Genomic DNA, 14,465 nt, shown 5'->3' with positions numbered 1-14,465 from the left:
TGGCCCGGGGTGGCGGGTCGGTCCAGGGGGGTGCGGGGCGAGCCTCGGGCGGGTCAGCCCTTCACCGCGCCGGCCGCGAACCCCGACGTCACATGCCGCTGCAGCAGCAGGAAGATGACGAGGGCGGGCAGCGCGAACAGGGTGGAGGCGGCCATCGTGGCGCCCCAGTCGGTGCCGAACGTGTTGTGGAACGAGGACAGCCACACCGGCAGCGTCCGGTGGTCCTGCTGCTTGATGATCAGGAAGTTGGCGTACGCGAACTCGTTCCACGCCGTGATGTAGCCGAACAGCGACGTCGCCATCAGGCCGGGCGCGAGGAGCGGGAACGCCACATGGCGGAAGGCGCCGAGCCGGGTGCAGCCGTCCACCTGCGCGGACTCCTCCAGCTCCGGGGGGATCGTCGCGAGGAAGCCGCGCAGGACGACGATCGTGAACGGCAGCGTCATCATGAAGTAGACGAGCGTCAGCGTCGGCAGCCTGTCCAGCATGTCGGTGTCCCGCGCGATGATGTACACGGGGATGATCAGCGACTCCCACGGGGCCATCTGCGCGACGAACACCATGAGCATGAACTGCCGCCGCCCCCGCCACCGCATCCGGGCCACGGCGAACGACGCCCCGAGCGCCACGAGCAGCGAGAGCGCCACCGCGCCGAGTGTGACGAGGACGCTGTTGCGCCAGAACAGGCCGAACCCGTCCGCCTCGATCGCCCGCCGGAAGTGGTCGAGCGTCCAGCTCCGCGGGAGCAGGCGCGGATGCTCCGACTGGATGTCCCGGGACGGCTTGAAGGCCGTGGTGACCATCCAGTAGACGGGGAAGAGGCAGAGGACCACGGTGAGCGCGGCGCCGAGGTGCAGCGGCAGCCGGCGCAGGGCACGCGGGGACGTCACAGCTCGGCCTCCTGTCGGAACATCTGCCGGAAGTAGAGGACGAGTACGCCCGACATCAGCAGCACCGTCACGATGGAGGCCGCGGAGCCGAGGTCGTAGTGCTGGCCCGACAGCGCCGTCTGGACCGCGTAGACCGGCAGGATGGTCGTGGCGTCGCCGGGGCCGCCGCGCGTCATCACCCAGATCTGCACGAAGGCCTTGAACGTCCAGATGACCTCGAGGGACAGCACCAGCATGAAGATCGGCCGCACGATCGGCAGGGTGACCGACCGGAAGACGCGCGCGGCGGAGGCGCCGTCGATGCGCGCGGCCTCGTACAGCTCGCCCGGCACCGTGGTGAGCGCCGAGTACAGGGTGATCGCGGCGAACGGCACCGACTGCCACACCACCAGCGTCACCAGGATCGCGAAGGCGGCCGTCCCGTGCGCCAGCCAGGGGTAGCCGTCGAACGAGGTGAACCCGAGGCCGGTGAGCGCGTGGTTGACGATCCCGAACTCGGAGTGGAACAGCCACTGGAAGACCGTCGTGGCCGCGACCACCGGCATGGCCCAGGCCAGCACCAGCGCGCTGAGCACCGCCGTCCGCCAGATCCTGCCGAGCCGCTCCAGCATCAGGGCCACCAGCGTCGAAAGCACCATGATCAGCACGACGTCGACCGCCATGAAGAGGAAGGTGCGGCGCACCACCGTCCAGAAGCGCGGGTCGGAGAGCAGTGTCGAGTAGTTGTCGAAACCGGTGAACCGCGCGTCGCCCAGGATGAGTTGGCGCAGCTCGAAGTCCTGGAAGGAGATCAGGACGGTGCGGGCCAGCGGGTAGAGCAGCAGGTACAGCATGCCCAGGAGGGCGGGCGCCACCAGGAGGTAGGGCCACGGTCCGGAACCGGTGGCGCGGCGGGTCCGCCGGGTGGGGCCCCGGGGCGGCCGGGTGAGGGGGCGGGGTACGGTCCGCTCGCGGACGACCGACACGGCGCTCACTCCCTTCAAGGCGGAGGTCAGGATCCGGACTTCATCGCGGAGGTGATGGCGTCGGAGGCCTTCTGGGCCTCGTGCGCCGGGTCCCCGCCGGTCAGGACGGCCGTCATGTAGTCCTTGACCGGGTTCTTGGCCTCGACGGCCGCCCAGCCCGGGGTGTTCGGCGTGGCATGCCCGACGGCCGCGCCGACCGCCATCGCGGACGCGCCGGGGTCCTTGGCGACGGCACCGGCGAGTGTCGTCTTGTTGGGCACGTAGCTCATCGCGACGGCGAGCTTCTTCTGCCAGGCGTCGCCCGTCAGTTCCTTGACGAACGTGTACGCGGCGTCGCGGTGCCCGGAGACCGTGGGGATCACCAGGTCGGAGCCGCCGGTGAAGACCGTGCCGGGCGTGCCGGCCGTCTTGCCCGGGATCGGGAAGAAGCCCAACTTGCCCTTCAGGGCAGGGTTGTTCTGCTCGATGACGTTGGCACCGCCGGGTGTGTTGATGATCTGGGCGACCTGCCCCTTCGCCATCACCTCGTGCTGGGGCGGCTGCGCCTCGTCGGAGTCCTTGGGGCCCTTGCCGAGCGCCTGCAGCTTCTCGTAGAAGGCCATCGCGCGCAGGGCCTCGGGCGTGTCGAGCGTGCCGCGCCACTCGCCACCGGTCTTCTCGGCGAGGTCGCCGCCCTCGTCCCAGATGAAGCCGGAGAGGGTGTACCAGTTCTGGCCGGGCAGATAGATCCCCTGCCGGTCACCCTTGTCGAGCTTCTTCGTCGCCGCGATCCACTGGGCGCGCGTCTTGATCGCCCGGGCGTCGACGCCGGCCTTCGCGAAGAGGTCCTTGCGGTAGATGACGACGCGGTTCGCCGCGTAGTACGGGATGCCGTACTGCTTGCCGTCGTACGTGCCCGGTTCGGCGAGGCCCTTCAGCCAGTGGCGGCCGCCGAGGTCGTCCACCTTGTCGCTCAGGTCCCACAGGCCGCCGCTCTGGGCGAACTGGGCGACCTGGGTGTTCCCGGTCTCGATCACGTCCGGCGCGTCGTTGCTGGCCAGCGCGGCGGTGACCTTCTCGCCGATGCCGTCCCACTCCTGGATCTGCACCCGTACGTCGATGTCCTGGTGTGCCGCCTCGAAGGCCCTCTCGAACTGCTTCTGGAACGCGGTGGAGACGCTGTCGCGCATCAGCCACACGTCGATGGTGGTCCGCCCGCCGTCCCCGGACACCCCGTCGCCGGAGCCGGAACTGCAGGCACTGAGCCCGGCGGCCGCGACGAACGCGGACAGGCCGGCGAGCAAGCGGAGCTTCACGGGTCACCTCTGGGAGTCGGACCTGACCAGTTGGCTGACTGGTCAGGTGACCTCTGGTGATGGAGAAAGGTGGCATGGACCAATGAAGGCGTCAACCCCCCTGTAAATGCTGGTCAGTTGTCGCTCTCCGGACTCGTGTGGTCAACTGGTCAGGCAACTGGTCTTACGGGGCGAGGGGGTGGGCGGTGAACGCCGACGTGCAGGGGGCGGTCGACGCCGGCACGCAGGACGCGCGGCTGGGGGGTACCGGGGCGACGGAGCGGCCACCGGGGGCGGTGCTCAAGCGGGAGCGGGTCCGCGACCACATCCTCGACCTCATCGAGTCACAGCGCCCCGGCGATCCCATCCCCTCCGAGCGCGCCCTCTGCGCGGCCCTCGGCGTCTCCCGCCCGACGCTGCGCGCGGCCGTGGACGAACTCGTCGCCGCGGGCCTTCTCGTCCGCGAACACGGGCGCGGCATGTTCGTCGCCCAGCAGAAGATCACCCAGGAACTGGTCGCCCGCGAACAGGCGTTGACGGTGCCGCAGGCCGCCGGCGCCTGGACCAGCCGCCTCCTGGAGTTCACCACGATCCAGGCGGGCGCCCGCGTCGGCCGCAAGCTGCGCCTCTCGCCCGCCGCCGAGATCGTCTACGTGGCCAGGCTCCGCCTCGTCGACGGGGCGCCGATGGCCATCGAGCACCTGCACATCCGCGCCGACCTGGTGCCGGGCCTGAGCGCCCAAGAGCTGGAGAACGGCGACCTCTACGAGCACCTGCGCGAACACCACGACGTTCACGTGCGCGAAGCCGTACAGGCCATCGAGCCGACCGTGGTGACCCGGGCCGAGGCGGAGCTCCTGGACGTGCCGGAGCTGTCACCCGCGCTGCTCTTCGAACGGCTCACCTCGGACACGGACGGAGTGCCCGTCGAGTACGTGCACTCCCTCTACCGCGGCGACCGCTACCGCATCGTCTCCCGGCTCACCCTCGGCCCCGCCGCGACCGCCGCCGCACCGCTGCCCGGCCACCACCCGGGGATCCCGCCGGGCGACTTCGCGCACCGCGACACCGTCGCCTCCTCCACCCGGGGCGACGTCCAGCAGGCCCCTTGAGCCCAGCAGGCCCCTGGAGCCCAGCACGCCCCCTGACCCGCACTGGGCCGGGCGTGCACCGTCGGTCAACCGCCGCTGGCCGCGGTCGTCACCTCCGCCGGGCTGTGCTCCTTGAGGTGGTACACGTTGAACGCCTTGCGGATGACGGGCTGGGCGACATTGCGCACCGGGACGCCGCCGCTGGTCATGCCGTGTTCGGTGCCCGCGTGGGCGTGGCCGTGCACGGCCAGGTTCGCGCCCGCCGCGTCGACGGCCTCCGCCAGCAGATAGCTGCCGAGGAACGGGTAGATCTCCAGGGGCTCGCCCGCGAGGGTGTCCGGCACGGGCGCGAAGTGGGTGAGCGCCACCCGCGTGCCGCAACCCTGCTCGGCGAGCTCTTCCAGGGACGTCCGCAGGCCGTCGGCGCAGCGCCGGGTGTAGCGGATGAAGTCCTTCATCATCCGCTCGCCGAACTCGCTGCCGCAGCGGCCGACGAACCCGCCGCCGAACCCCTTGGTGCCCGCCACGCCCACGCGGGCCCCGCCGACCTCGACGACCGTGCCCTCACCTTCGAGGACGCGCACGCCCGCGTCACGGAGCACGGCGGTGACCTCGTCGGGCCGTTCGTCGTGGTGGTCGTGGTTGCCGAGCACCGCGACGACGGGCACCGGCAGAGCGCTGACCTCGCGGGCGACCACCCGCGCCTCCTCCGGGGTGCCGTGCCGGGTGAGGTCGCCGGCGAGCAGGAGCAGGTCCGCGCAGTCGTCGAGCGTCTCGAAGGCGGGGCGGAACACCCCCTGGCTGTCCAGCCCCATGTGGATGTCCCCCACGGCCGCGATGCGGATCATGTCACTTCCTCCGGGTGGTCCGGGGCGGAGGCGTCGGCCACCGCGACATCGAAGTGGACGGTCTGTTCGGCCAGTTCCTCGTGCACGGTGCGCAGGAGCTGTTCGCGGCACTGCGCGGTGGGCACGGTCCCCACGACCGCCACGGACGAACCGCGGGCCTCGATGCGGATGCCCAGCTCGCCGAGTTCCTCGGCGGCGAGGCGGTCCTGCAGGTGCGCGATGCGGTACTCGACGTTGGCGTGGTCGTTCATCGGTCTCCTCCTCGCGGGGCGATGACTTCCAGGCGTTCGAGCAGGAAGAGGAAGGCGGCGGGCATCGGGGTGTCGCCGTACTCGTCGCGCAGCGCCTCCCAGTCGACCATCTCGCGCAGCTGCCGGGCGATCGGCAGCACGGCGCCGAAGTCGCAGTGGTGCTCGGAGAACGCGGCGAGCAGCGAGCGCACCAGGTCGGTCGGCGAGAGGACCGGCATGTGCACCGAGTCCACCGGCAGCTGGGTGGCCCGCTCGAGAAGCTCCGTGGAGACCGGGCGGGAGGCGAGCCGGAAGATGAGGTCGATGTCCTGGCCCAGGCACTTGGCCTTCAGGAGCCAGTCCTCGGGCGGCGCGTAGACCGGAAGGCCGGCCTCCTCCAGCGACGCCGCGACCGCTTCGGCGTCCTCGGGTTTGATGCAGAAGTCGGCGTCGTGCTGGAGGTTGCCGGTGCCGCCGTGCGCGTAGACGGCGACGCTGCCGGCGAGGGCGAAGTCGTGCTCGCGCCGCTTGAGGATGGCGGCGACCTGCTTGGTCGCCTCCAGGATGGCCTGGTTGAGGTCGGGTGGAAGCTCGTCGGCGCACATCTCGTGGTGCGGGGAACCCCCGGTCGCCACGCCGGCCGGACGCAGCTCCGTGACCGGCTTGTGTGCGTCGGGAGTGGTGCCTTCTGCGTTCGGCGTCACCTGCTGCTCCGTTTCCGGCCGCCGGCCGTCCGCACGACCGTGCGGCGCGCCGGTCTCCGTCGATCCCTGTTCCAGGTACCACCGGTACCCGGGCCGCGGGGTTCGACACGGGCGGATTCCCCTTATGCCGGACTTCCCTTATACCGCAGGCCGTACCGCGTCACCTCTTCGCGCGGCCCCCTCATGGCCGCCGCCACGCGTCGCTCTCCAGGTGCGAACCGGCCTGTGGCCCCATCCGGACCATCCCGCCGTCGGCGACCCAGGACGCGCCGGTCACGTACGAGGAGTCGGGCCCGGCGAGGAAGGCGATGACGGCGGCGATCTCCCGGGCGTCACCGGGGCGGCCGAGCGGAATGCCGGGGCGCCGCACGCCTCGTACGTCCGTGTCCTCCTGCCCGGTCATCGGCGTGGCGATCTCGCCCGGCGCGACCGCGTTGACGGTGATCCCGTGCTCGGCGAGTTCCAGGGCCATGACCTGGGTGAGCAGCCCGAGGCCGCCCTTGGCCGCGCAGTAGGGGGCCGCGCCCACCCGGGGCTGGTGCTCGTGCACCGAGGTGACGTTGACGATGCGGCCGCCGTCGCCCTGCCGGATCATGCGGCGCGCGGCGCGCTGCCCGCACAGGAACGGGCCGATGAGGTCCACGTCGACGACGCGCTGCACGTCGGAGTGGGTCAGGTCGAGGAACGGGGTGGCCGTGCCGGTGCCCGCGTTGTTGACCAGGACGTCGATGCGGCCGAGGCGCTCGGCGAGATCGTCGACGGCGTCCGCCGCGTCGGGCAGCCGGGTCAGGTCCATCCGGGCGACGGCGGCGCGCCGCCCGTGCCGTTCCACCTCCTCGGCCGTCTCGCGGGCGCCCTCCTCGTCGCTGTGCCAGGTGATCCCGACGTCCATGCCGGCCTCGGCGAGCCGGACGGCCGTGGCCCGGCCGATGCCGGAGTCGGCGCCGGTGACGACGGCCACTCCGGTACGGGAGGCGGTCGACGCGGACGAGGCGGGGGTGGGGGCGGTCATGGGGGCCTCCTGAGGGGGCGCTTCCGGGTGGGGAATGGGTTCTCGTAGCGGTCCTGGCGGGCGCGTACGCGCGTCGGTCCGCCTAGCGTGGGAAGGGCCGGCACGAGCGGTGGGAGGTGGTCCCGATGGTCCGGTCCACGCGATACGCGGTGGCCGCGTCCGGTCAGTGGGTCGACGAGGAGGACGGCGGCGGCAGGCTGCCCGCCGGCGAGGCGCACGCCTGGGAGCCCGGCCGCAACGAGAGCGTCTGCGGACTCTCCCTGCACCGGTCGCAGCTCAGGCGTTTCCCGCACGTGCCGTGGACGGACGTCATCCCGGAGTCCGGTGGCGCGGCGGACCGCGTCCAGGTGCTGTGCCGGCGGTGCGCGTCCGTGGCCGGACGGCGCGGGGACGACGCGCGGCCCTCCTGGCGGCGGGTGAACCCCCGGCCGTGAGCCGGGCCGCCGGACGCCCACGGGGCGGTCCGGCAGGCCCGGCCCTTGGCCGCGGACACGTCAGTCCCGGCCGTCGGAGGCCGGCGGCAGGTCCTCGTCGGAGACGACGTGCATTGCCGCCTCCTCTGCGCCCGCCGCGCCGCCGTCGATGCCCTCGTCCGTGGCGACGGCCTCCTTGGTGGTGTCCTCGTGGGCGCCCTCGTCCGGAGCCACCAGACGGCCCGCGCGCTCCGCGCCGGCCTCCGGATCCACGGGCTCGCCCTCGCCGTCCGGCAGGTCGCCGACGCCGTCGCCGTCGCCGTCGGCCTGGCCCGTGTCCGGCACCTCCTGCCGCAGCCGCTCGTCCAGCGACTCGCCCTCGTGCTGCTCGGCCGCCGTGGTGCCGGTCTTGGTCACGCCCAGCGGCTTCTCGGGCGGCGAGTAGCCCTCGTCGAGCATGTCGTCGTAGGTGCGCTCGTCCACCGCGTCCTGGAGGTCGAGCGGCGCGGCGTCCTCCTGCTCCTCGTTGCCGCCGGTGGGCTGGTAGGCGTCGTCCGCCATGTTCTGGTCGCTCATGACTACCTCGCGCTCGGGGTCGGGGATCGGCGCGCCCGCCACTGCCGACGGCGCGCCGGTCCATCGGTGTGCCCGCGACACACGCTTCCAAACGATCTCCCCGATGACGGTCGCGCGCGTGCCCGGTGCCGGCTTTTTACGCCGCCTGGGTGCGGCGCACACACTCCGTGACCACGTCGCCCAGGCTTCCCGTCCGTTCCAGGATGTCCCGCTGGACGCGCGCGCCGTTGCCGCCCTTCAGCAGGTGGGCGGCGGTGGTGCGGACCAGGTCGAGGTCGCCGGAGTCCTCCAGGGCCTCCCGTACGTGATCGAGGAGCGCCTGCACCACCTCGCCGCTCGGCGTGGGGCGCATGGTCACCGGATGGAGCAGCACGTCGTCGAGGCCGGAGCGGGCGGCCCGCCAGGCGGCCAGGCGGAGCAGCGCGATGCCGTGCGGGGCGGGCGGCCGGCCCGCACGCCACTCGCGCGCCGCCGTCTCGACCAGGCCCCGGGTGAGGGCCGCGATCAGGATGGTGGTCGAGGCCTCCAGGCAGACGTCGGCGACCCGGACCTCCACGGTGGGGTAGCGGTGGGAGAGCCGGGCGTCGAAATAGACCATGCCCCGGTCGCGCAGCACTCCGGTGGCGACCATGTCCTGCACCTGCTGCTCGTACCGCTCGGCAGAGCCGAAGATCTCCGTCGGGCCCGCCATCGGCCAGCGGCCCCACACCCGGCTGCGGTAACTGCTGTACAGACTGTCGTGCCCCTGCCAGAAGGGCGAGTTGGAGCTCAGCGCCACCAGGACCGGGAGCCAGGGGCGGATGCGGTCGATGACGGCCACGCCCTCCTCGTCCGACCCGACCGCCACATGGACGTGGCAGCCGCAGGTCAGCTGCTCCTGGGTGGTCAGCCCGAACTGCTCCTCCATCCACTGGAAGCGCTGCCCCGTGTTGACCGACGGGCTGACGGGCAGGGGAGAGGTGGCCAGGGCGGCGACGGCGGCGCCCACGTCACCGGCGTGCCGGGCCGCGTCCGCGCGCCACCGGATCACCTCGTCCGTGAGGTCGGACATGCTCTCCCGGGGCTGGGTGGCGAATTCGAGCTGCTGGCCGTGGAGTTCCTTCTCGAACGCCTCGTCCTCGGGCTCGCGGTAGTCGCAGTCCTGCTTCCCGGTCTCCGTGTTCTCATCGTTCTCCGCTTGCTCCGCCTTCTCCGCGGTGTCCTTGGCCGCCCGGGCCAGGACCGCCGAGGAAAGGGCCCGCGGCTCCCCGCTGTTGCGGTCGATCAGGAGGAGTTCTTCCTCCACTCCTACGGTGCGCAAAGGAGTGCCTCTCTGTCCGTGACTGTGGTACTCCGGATACCCCGGCACGGCGTCCGCAGCCGTCCGGTGGCGCGCGAACCGTCGGAGGTTTCAGCGGAGGCGATTCGGCAAAACGATCATCTATGGTGCAAATCGGCTACACAATGATGACCGAACAGGCGGGGCCGCGCGCGCTCGTGGACGACCTGGTCGCGGCGGAGCGGGCCGGTTTCGACTTCTCCGTCACCTCCGACCACTACTTCCCGTGGCTCGACTCCCAGGGGCACTCCCCGTACGCGTGGAGCGTGCTCGGCGCGGCGGCGCAGGCCACCTCGCGCATCCCGCTCATGACGTACGTGACCTGCCCCACGACCCGCTATCACCCCGCGGTCGTCGCGCAGAAGGCCGCGACGATGCAGCTGCTGTCCGAGGGCCGCTTCCGGCTGGGGCTCGGCTCGGGCGAGAACCTCAACGAGCACGTCGTCGGCGGCGGCTGGCCCGCCGCGCGGGTCCGCCTCGACATGTTCGAGGAGGCCGTCGACATCATCAAGAGGCTGTTCACCGGCGAGAACGTCAACCACGAGGGCACCCACTTCGACGTGGCCAACGCCCGCCTGTGGGACCTGCCCGACGAGCTGCCGCCCATCGGCATCGCCGTGTCCGGCGAGCGGTCCTGCGCACTGGCCGGCCGACACGCCGACCTGGTCATCGCCACCGAGCCCAAGGCCGAACTCGTCGAGTCCTTCGAACGGCACGGCGGCCGCGGCAAGCCCCGGGTCGGCCAGCTGCCCGTCTGCTACGACCCCGACAAGGACGCGGCCATCGCCCGCGCCCACGACCAGTTCCGCTGGTCCGTCGGGGGCTGGCCGGTCAACGCCGAACTGCCCGGGCCCGCCGCGTTCGCGGGAGCCACCCAGTTCGTCACCCCGCAGGACATGGCCGAGCAGATCCCGTGCGGGGACGACGTCGACACCTTCGTCGAGGCCGTACGCCCCTTCGCCGATGCGGGTTTCACGGAGATCGCCCTCGTCCAGGTGGGCGGCGAACACCAGCGTCCCTTCATCGAGTGGGCCGAGAAGAAGCTGCTGCCCGCGCTGCGGGAGCTGTGACGCACCCCGCGCCCACGCACGCCGCGTCCACGCACGCCGCGTCCACGCACGCCGCGGCCACGCACCCTGCGCCCCGCATCACCGTAAGGAGACCGACCCCGTGAACCCCACGCCCGACCAGGCACCGGCCGCCCCGCACCCGCAGTCCGCGGACCTCGTGCAGGTCGTCCTCGGCGAGTGCTCGGTGGCCGACGCGGACACCGTCTTCACCGTCCTGCGCGCCCACTTCCCGTCCGACCGGGGCGCCGACGCGCCGCGCCAGACCGAGGACCCCGGGCCCGCCGTCTGGACCGGCGGCTTCCTCGCCGACCGGTGCCCGGACCACGTGCCGGGCACCCTGCTCGCGGGCCCCGTCACCGCCGACCTGCACGGCGGACCGGTCGCGGTCGCCCGCCTGCGCGAAGCTCTCGAGGCCGCCTTCGTGGTGGCGACCGTCGGCACCGCGTCCGGCGATCAGGAGGTCGACGTACAGCTCCGCCTGACCGCCCCCGAGCACGGCGCGCCGATCGGGCAGGGCTGACCGGGCAGGGCTGACCGGGCGCGCTCCGTTCGGGCGCCTGCCCGCGTGTCGCATCGCCGGGAGGCGTCCGCCCGGGCGGGCCACGGCATCGTCGGGGGACCCGCATCCGTACGGACCACCGTCGCGGTGCGGCGTCCACCGACCGACGGGACCGTGAGGGAGCGCGAATACGGTGCGCGGAACGAAGCTGGGCGTGCCCGTGGCGCTGCTGTGCTGCGCACTCGCCGGCTGCGGCGGCGTCCAGGCGCGTGAGGACGCCGCGAGCCGGGCGGCGAACCGTTTCGAGGCGAGCCTGCGCGCCGCGGACGTCGTACGCGGCTGCGCGGCGCTCGCCCCCGGCACCCTCGACGAGCTGGAGCAGTCCGCCGAACTCCCGTGCGCGCGGGCCCTGCCCGACGCGAAGCTGCCCCCGGCGTCCCCCGTACGCCACATCGACGTGTACGGACGCCAGGCGCGCGCCGTGACCGGCCGCGACACGCTCTTCCTGTCGTCCTTCCCGGACGGCTGGAAGGTGACGGCCGCCGGCTGCACGCCGCGTCCCGAGAAGCCGTATCAGTGTCTGATCAAGGGCGGTTGACGCGTGCGGACGATGTTCACGCTGTATCTGCTGGTGGTGGTGGCGGGGCTGGCCTACTGCCTGGCGCTCGGGCTGACGCGGCGGTGAGCCGGGTGCGGCGCTTCCTGCGCGAGAACAGCCTGACGCTGGTGTTCGGCGTGGCCTTCCTGCTTGCCCTCGCGGGGCAGGCGGTCGCGGGCCACGCCGACTTCAACAACCAGCTCGTGGCGCAGGAGCTGGCCCCGACGACGTTCGGCGGCTACCTCCTGACCTCCGACTTCGCCGTCGACGTGACGGAGAACTGGCAGTCCGAGTACCTGCAGTTCTTCCTCTACATCTTCGGCACCGTCTGGCTGCTCCAACGCGGCTCGCCCGAGTCGAAGGAGCTCGACAAGGCGGGCCCGGAGTCCGACGCGCGGCAGAAGGTCGGCGCGCACGCGCAGCCCGACTCGCCCGCCCTCGCCTCGACGGGAGGCTTGCGCCAGGCCTGGTACGCGCGGTCCCTCGGCATCCTGATGTGCACGTTCTTCCTGCTCTCCTGGCTGACCCAGTCGGTGGCGGGCGCGGCCGCGTACAACGAGGAGCACCTGCGGGAACTCCAGGCGCCCATCAGCTGGTTCGGCTACCTGGGCACCGCCGACTTCTGGGGCCGCACGCTGCAGAACTGGCAGTCCGAACTCCTCGCGGTGGGCTCGATGGCCATCTTCTCCGTCTATCTGCGCCAGCGCGGCTCACCGGAGTCCAAGCCGGTCGGCTCGCCGCACGACGTGACCGGCGTCGAGGGCGGCTGACCCCTTCACTACGCGCCGACAGCGCCAGGAGTCCTGGACGCGCCAGCGGCCTTGGGCGCGTCGGACAGCGGTACGCGCAGCACGCTCCGCCCCTCGCGCCAGGCGGCCAGCACCCGGGCGGCGAGGCGGTCCTCCAGGAAACCGGTGGCGCGTACCCCGAAGGCCACGTCGGGCTCCAGCCCCGGTTCGGCGTCCAGCAGGCCGCCGATGACGTCACGGCGCACCACCTGCTCGTGCACCGCGTCGGCCTCCACGTGCTCGTCGTAGAACCGCTGCGCGGCGGGGCCGGCGCCGATCCTGCGCAGGGCAGCCGCCAGCCGTCGCGAACCGGGCGACGAGGTCACCTCCACGGAGGCGAAGTGGCCGACGAGCGCCCCGCGATGGGCGCGGTGCAGCCCGAACAGGGACATCAGGTTCACGGTGGCGAGCACCTCGGCGGGGGCGGCGTCCAGATAGTGGCCGTACGCCGTCTCCAGGCCGAGATCGGTCATGAGCTCGGCGAAGAGCCGGGCGTGGACGTCCTCGGCGCGCCCCGCCCCGAACTCGTCGTACTCGATGGCCACCATCGCCGCCTTGGCCCGGCCGTGCAGCCGGGGGATGACCCAGGCGTGCGGGTCGGCCTCCTTGAGGTGGTACAGGGAGCGCAGCGCCGCGTACTCCCGCATCTGCCACGGCTCGCCGTCGCGCTGCAGGTGGTGGCTGACGCTCGACGCGTCGTGCCCGACGGGTTCCACGAGGAGCGCGCCGAGCGCCTCGTCGGCGTCCTCGCAGCGCGGCACGTCGGCGTCGAGGGCGTCCAGGAAGCGCTGCTCAAGAGCGCGCCGCAGGGCCAGCAGGGCCGGGTCCCACTCGCACTCGTCGGACACTCCGGAGAACCCCTGGTAGTGCAGTTCGTAGAGGACGTAGAGCGCCAGCTGGAGGTCGTCCCCGTACGGCTCGGCCTGTTGCGCCTGTCCGGGGTCGGGGGCCGGACCCTCGCCCCGCAGCGCGGTGACGAGGGCGCGGGACAACGTGCCGCGCGGGGAGGGGAGTTCGGGGATGTGGCGACGGGATTCGACGGGCGCTGTCGGCCCGGCGGGCGTCGTCGTCTCGGCGGGGGCGGTCATGACGAGGCCTCCGGCTCCTCGGTCTCGGTGGTGGACGGCTTCTCCTCGTGGGTCTTGACCCGCTTGCGGTGACTGGTATCGCACCACGGGTACGTACGGCTGCGGCGGCAGGTGCAGATCGCGACGGCGAAGCGCTCCGAGACGGAGACGGTCCCGTCGTCGGCGACCACCTCCACCGGGCCTTCCACCAGGAGCGGCCCCTCCGGGTCGACCGTGACGCGGCGGGGGCGTTCAGACGCGTTCGGCACGGACCACCACCAGCTCCTCGCTCGTCTCGTCGTCGCCGATGAGGTGGCGCCGGCGCAGCCACGCCTGGCGCGAGCGCAGCACGGGCCCGAAGGGTATGAGCCGCCGCTCGACGACCTCGGCCTTCATGCCCCGCAGCGCGAGCCGGTCCAGCGTGAGCTGTTCGTCGCAGAGCGCGGAGTGCACCATCAGCAGGACGCCGCCGGTCCGCAGGATCCGGGGCGCCGTGTCGCAGACGCGGTCCACGACGAGACGCCCGGCGAGCCCGCCGTCCCAGGCGCGCGCGGCACCACGCCGGGGCAGCATCGGGGAGGGCGAGGGCACGTAGGGGGGATTGGTGAGGACCAGGTCGAACGGCCCTCTCGGCACCCTGGTGGTCAGGTCGCCGTGGTGCACGGTGACCGACTGTCGGCTGAGCAGCGCGTTGAGCCGGGCCGTCAGCACGGCCCGCCAGGAGATGTCGAGGGCCGTCACCCGTGCGCCCCGCCGGGCGGCCGCCACGGCGAGCGCCCCGGAACCCGTTCCCAGGTCCAGTACGGAAGTGCCGGCTCCGATGTCTTCACGATCCAGGGCGCGGGTGAGCAGCGCGGTGTCGTGCTGCGGTGCGTACACGCCCGGGAGGGTGAAGATGGGCGCCGGGCGGGCCGGCGCCGGCATCGGGGTCCTTGTGTGCGTGGTCATGCGGCATCTCCCGTCTGCGGAAACCCCACGAGGGTGCTCCTCCTTCCACGCTCCGCCGGTTCGGCGTCGGCCACCACTCGAACGGTGACACGTAGTGACATACGGCGATCAGGGCGGATTGTTGCCTGCTTCGGTCCTGGAACTGGGTGCCCCGGCCGCGGTGATCCACACCTC

General features: G+C 72.3%; 18 protein-coding genes. 6 read left to right on the top strand and 12 right to left on the bottom strand.

All coding sequences use genetic code 11. From position 1 onward, the window contains the following. Positions 1 to 53: 53 nt before the first annotated feature. Genes ACZ6CV_RS14480 through ACZ6CV_RS14470 form a run of 3 tightly spaced genes read right to left on the bottom strand, consistent with a single transcriptional unit; the run spans position 54 to position 3,150 of the window. Positions 54 to 890, bottom strand: coding sequence for a carbohydrate ABC transporter permease (locus tag ACZ6CV_RS14480; RefSeq protein WP_469251113.1), 837 nt, complete (start codon positions 888 to 890; stop codon positions 54 to 56). After that, on the bottom strand, positions 887 to 1,855 hold the full coding sequence (locus tag ACZ6CV_RS14475) for a carbohydrate ABC transporter permease (RefSeq protein WP_469251112.1): 969 nt from the start codon (positions 1,853 to 1,855) through the stop codon (positions 887 to 889). The genes ACZ6CV_RS14480 and ACZ6CV_RS14475 overlap by 4 nt, the downstream gene beginning before the upstream one ends. 26 nt (positions 1,856 to 1,881) lie before the next feature. Continuing rightward, positions 1,882 to 3,150 carry an extracellular solute-binding protein gene (locus ACZ6CV_RS14470; protein WP_469251111.1) on the bottom strand — a complete coding sequence of 423 codons (1,269 nt, stop codon included), beginning with the start codon at positions 3,148 to 3,150 and terminating at the stop codon, positions 1,882 to 1,884. Between the two features lie 236 nt (positions 3,151 to 3,386). Between ACZ6CV_RS14470 and ACZ6CV_RS14465 the strand changes: the two genes are divergently transcribed. Then, entirely contained in the window at positions 3,387 to 4,241 is an 855-nt protein-coding gene (locus tag ACZ6CV_RS14465) for a GntR family transcriptional regulator (RefSeq protein WP_469251467.1), read from the top strand. A 65-nt stretch (positions 4,242 to 4,306) separates the two neighbouring features. Here the strand turns inward: ACZ6CV_RS14465 and ACZ6CV_RS14460 are convergent, their stop codons facing one another. From ACZ6CV_RS14460 to ACZ6CV_RS14445, 4 genes are all read right to left on the bottom strand, one after another. Then, positions 4,307 to 5,068, bottom strand: a complete 762-nt coding sequence (locus ACZ6CV_RS14460) for a metallophosphoesterase family protein (RefSeq protein WP_362361370.1) — start codon at positions 5,066 to 5,068, stop codon at positions 4,307 to 4,309. Continuing rightward, positions 5,065 to 5,319, bottom strand: coding sequence for a hypothetical protein (locus ACZ6CV_RS14455; RefSeq protein ID WP_362361372.1), 255 nt, complete (start codon positions 5,317 to 5,319; stop codon positions 5,065 to 5,067). The genes ACZ6CV_RS14460 and ACZ6CV_RS14455 overlap by 4 nt, the downstream gene beginning before the upstream one ends. After that, positions 5,316 to 6,002, bottom strand: coding sequence for a nucleotidyltransferase family protein (locus ACZ6CV_RS14450; RefSeq protein ID WP_388666073.1), 687 nt, complete (start codon positions 6,000 to 6,002; stop codon positions 5,316 to 5,318). The genes ACZ6CV_RS14455 and ACZ6CV_RS14450 overlap by 4 nt, the downstream gene beginning before the upstream one ends. 181 nt (positions 6,003 to 6,183) lie before the next feature. After that, entirely contained in the window at positions 6,184 to 7,014 is an 831-nt protein-coding gene (locus tag ACZ6CV_RS14445) for an SDR family oxidoreductase (RefSeq protein ID WP_469251110.1), read from the bottom strand. A gap of 125 nt (positions 7,015 to 7,139) precedes the next feature. Between ACZ6CV_RS14445 and ACZ6CV_RS14440 the strand changes: the two genes are divergently transcribed. Then, positions 7,140 to 7,448 carry a hypothetical protein gene (locus tag ACZ6CV_RS14440; protein WP_469251109.1) on the top strand — a complete coding sequence of 103 codons (309 nt, stop codon included), beginning with the start codon at positions 7,140 to 7,142 and terminating at the stop codon, positions 7,446 to 7,448. Between the two features lie 60 nt (positions 7,449 to 7,508). Here ACZ6CV_RS14440 and ACZ6CV_RS14435 read toward each other — a convergent pair whose 3' ends face one another. Together ACZ6CV_RS14435 and ACZ6CV_RS14430 are read right to left on the bottom strand one after the other, a co-directional pair. Beyond that, entirely contained in the window at positions 7,509 to 8,003 is a 495-nt protein-coding gene (locus ACZ6CV_RS14435; protein WP_469251108.1) for a DUF5709 domain-containing protein, read from the bottom strand. A gap of 136 nt (positions 8,004 to 8,139) precedes the next feature. Then, positions 8,140 to 9,303: a glutamate--cysteine ligase 2 gene (locus tag ACZ6CV_RS14430; protein WP_469251107.1), complete on the bottom strand. Its 1,164-nt coding sequence runs from the start codon at positions 9,301 to 9,303 to the stop codon at positions 8,140 to 8,142. 122 nt (positions 9,304 to 9,425) lie between these two features. On the opposite strand from ACZ6CV_RS14430, the gene ACZ6CV_RS14425 reads away from it, so the two are divergent. The 4 genes from ACZ6CV_RS14425 (at position 9,426) to ACZ6CV_RS14410 (ending at position 12,258) form a co-directional block, all read left to right on the top strand. Then, on the top strand, positions 9,426 to 10,391 hold the full coding sequence (locus ACZ6CV_RS14425; protein ID WP_469251106.1) for an LLM class F420-dependent oxidoreductase: 966 nt from the start codon (positions 9,426 to 9,428) through the stop codon (positions 10,389 to 10,391). A gap of 100 nt (positions 10,392 to 10,491) precedes the next feature. After that, positions 10,492 to 10,911 carry a hypothetical protein gene (locus ACZ6CV_RS14420; protein ID WP_469251105.1) on the top strand — a complete coding sequence of 140 codons (420 nt, stop codon included), beginning with the start codon at positions 10,492 to 10,494 and terminating at the stop codon, positions 10,909 to 10,911. Positions 10,912 to 11,083: 172 nt separating this feature from the next. Next, a complete protein-coding gene (locus ACZ6CV_RS14415) occupies positions 11,084 to 11,488 on the top strand; it encodes a hypothetical protein (protein ID WP_469251104.1) in 405 nt (134 codons plus the stop codon). A gap of 83 nt (positions 11,489 to 11,571) precedes the next feature. Continuing rightward, positions 11,572 to 12,258, top strand: coding sequence for a DUF6766 family protein (locus ACZ6CV_RS14410; RefSeq protein WP_469251103.1), 687 nt, complete (start codon positions 11,572 to 11,574; stop codon positions 12,256 to 12,258). Positions 12,259 to 12,266: 8 nt separating this feature from the next. Here ACZ6CV_RS14410 and ACZ6CV_RS14405 read toward each other — a convergent pair whose 3' ends face one another. The 3 genes from ACZ6CV_RS14405 to ACZ6CV_RS14395 are packed head-to-tail and all read right to left on the bottom strand — an operon-like array spanning position 12,267 to position 14,291. After that, positions 12,267 to 13,364 carry an iron-containing redox enzyme family protein gene (locus ACZ6CV_RS14405; protein WP_469251102.1) on the bottom strand — a complete coding sequence of 366 codons (1,098 nt, stop codon included), beginning with the start codon at positions 13,362 to 13,364 and terminating at the stop codon, positions 12,267 to 12,269. Next, positions 13,361 to 13,612 (bottom strand): CDGSH iron-sulfur domain-containing protein, encoded by a 252-nt coding sequence (locus ACZ6CV_RS14400; RefSeq protein WP_469251101.1) that lies wholly within the window; start codon positions 13,610 to 13,612, stop codon positions 13,361 to 13,363. The genes ACZ6CV_RS14405 and ACZ6CV_RS14400 overlap by 4 nt, the downstream gene beginning before the upstream one ends. Continuing rightward, a complete protein-coding gene (locus ACZ6CV_RS14395) occupies positions 13,596 to 14,291 on the bottom strand; it encodes a HemK2/MTQ2 family protein methyltransferase (RefSeq protein ID WP_469251100.1) in 696 nt (231 codons plus the stop codon). Before ACZ6CV_RS14395 ends, ACZ6CV_RS14400 begins: the two co-directional genes overlap by 17 nt. Positions 14,292 to 14,465: the final 174 nt, after the last annotated feature.

Source organism: Streptomyces sp. NPDC041713 (assembly GCF_055591085.1).
This window is presented reverse-complemented; position numbering and strand designations above follow the sequence as displayed.

Coding starts and splice junctions, on each gene's coding strand:
- ACZ6CV_RS14460 (WP_362361370.1), bottom strand. CDS start 5,068: ATGATCCGCATCGCGGCCGTGGGGGACATCCACATGGGGCTGGACAGC.
- ACZ6CV_RS14455 (WP_362361372.1), bottom strand. CDS start 5,319: ATGAACGACCACGCCAACGTCGAGTACCGCATCGCGCACCTGCAGGAC.
- ACZ6CV_RS14445 (WP_469251110.1), bottom strand. CDS start 7,014: ATGACCGCCCCCACCCCCGCCTCGTCCGCGTCGACCGCCTCCCGTACC.
- ACZ6CV_RS14440 (WP_469251109.1), top strand. CDS start 7,140: ATGGTCCGGTCCACGCGATACGCGGTGGCCGCGTCCGGTCAGTGGGTC.
- ACZ6CV_RS14435 (WP_469251108.1), bottom strand. CDS start 8,003: ATGAGCGACCAGAACATGGCGGACGACGCCTACCAGCCCACCGGCGGC.
- ACZ6CV_RS14425 (WP_469251106.1), top strand. CDS start 9,426: ATGGTGCAAATCGGCTACACAATGATGACCGAACAGGCGGGGCCGCGC.
- ACZ6CV_RS14405 (WP_469251102.1), bottom strand. CDS start 13,364: ATGACCGCCCCCGCCGAGACGACGACGCCCGCCGGGCCGACAGCGCCC.
- ACZ6CV_RS14395 (WP_469251100.1), bottom strand. CDS start 14,291: ATGACCACGCACACAAGGACCCCGATGCCGGCGCCGGCCCGCCCGGCG.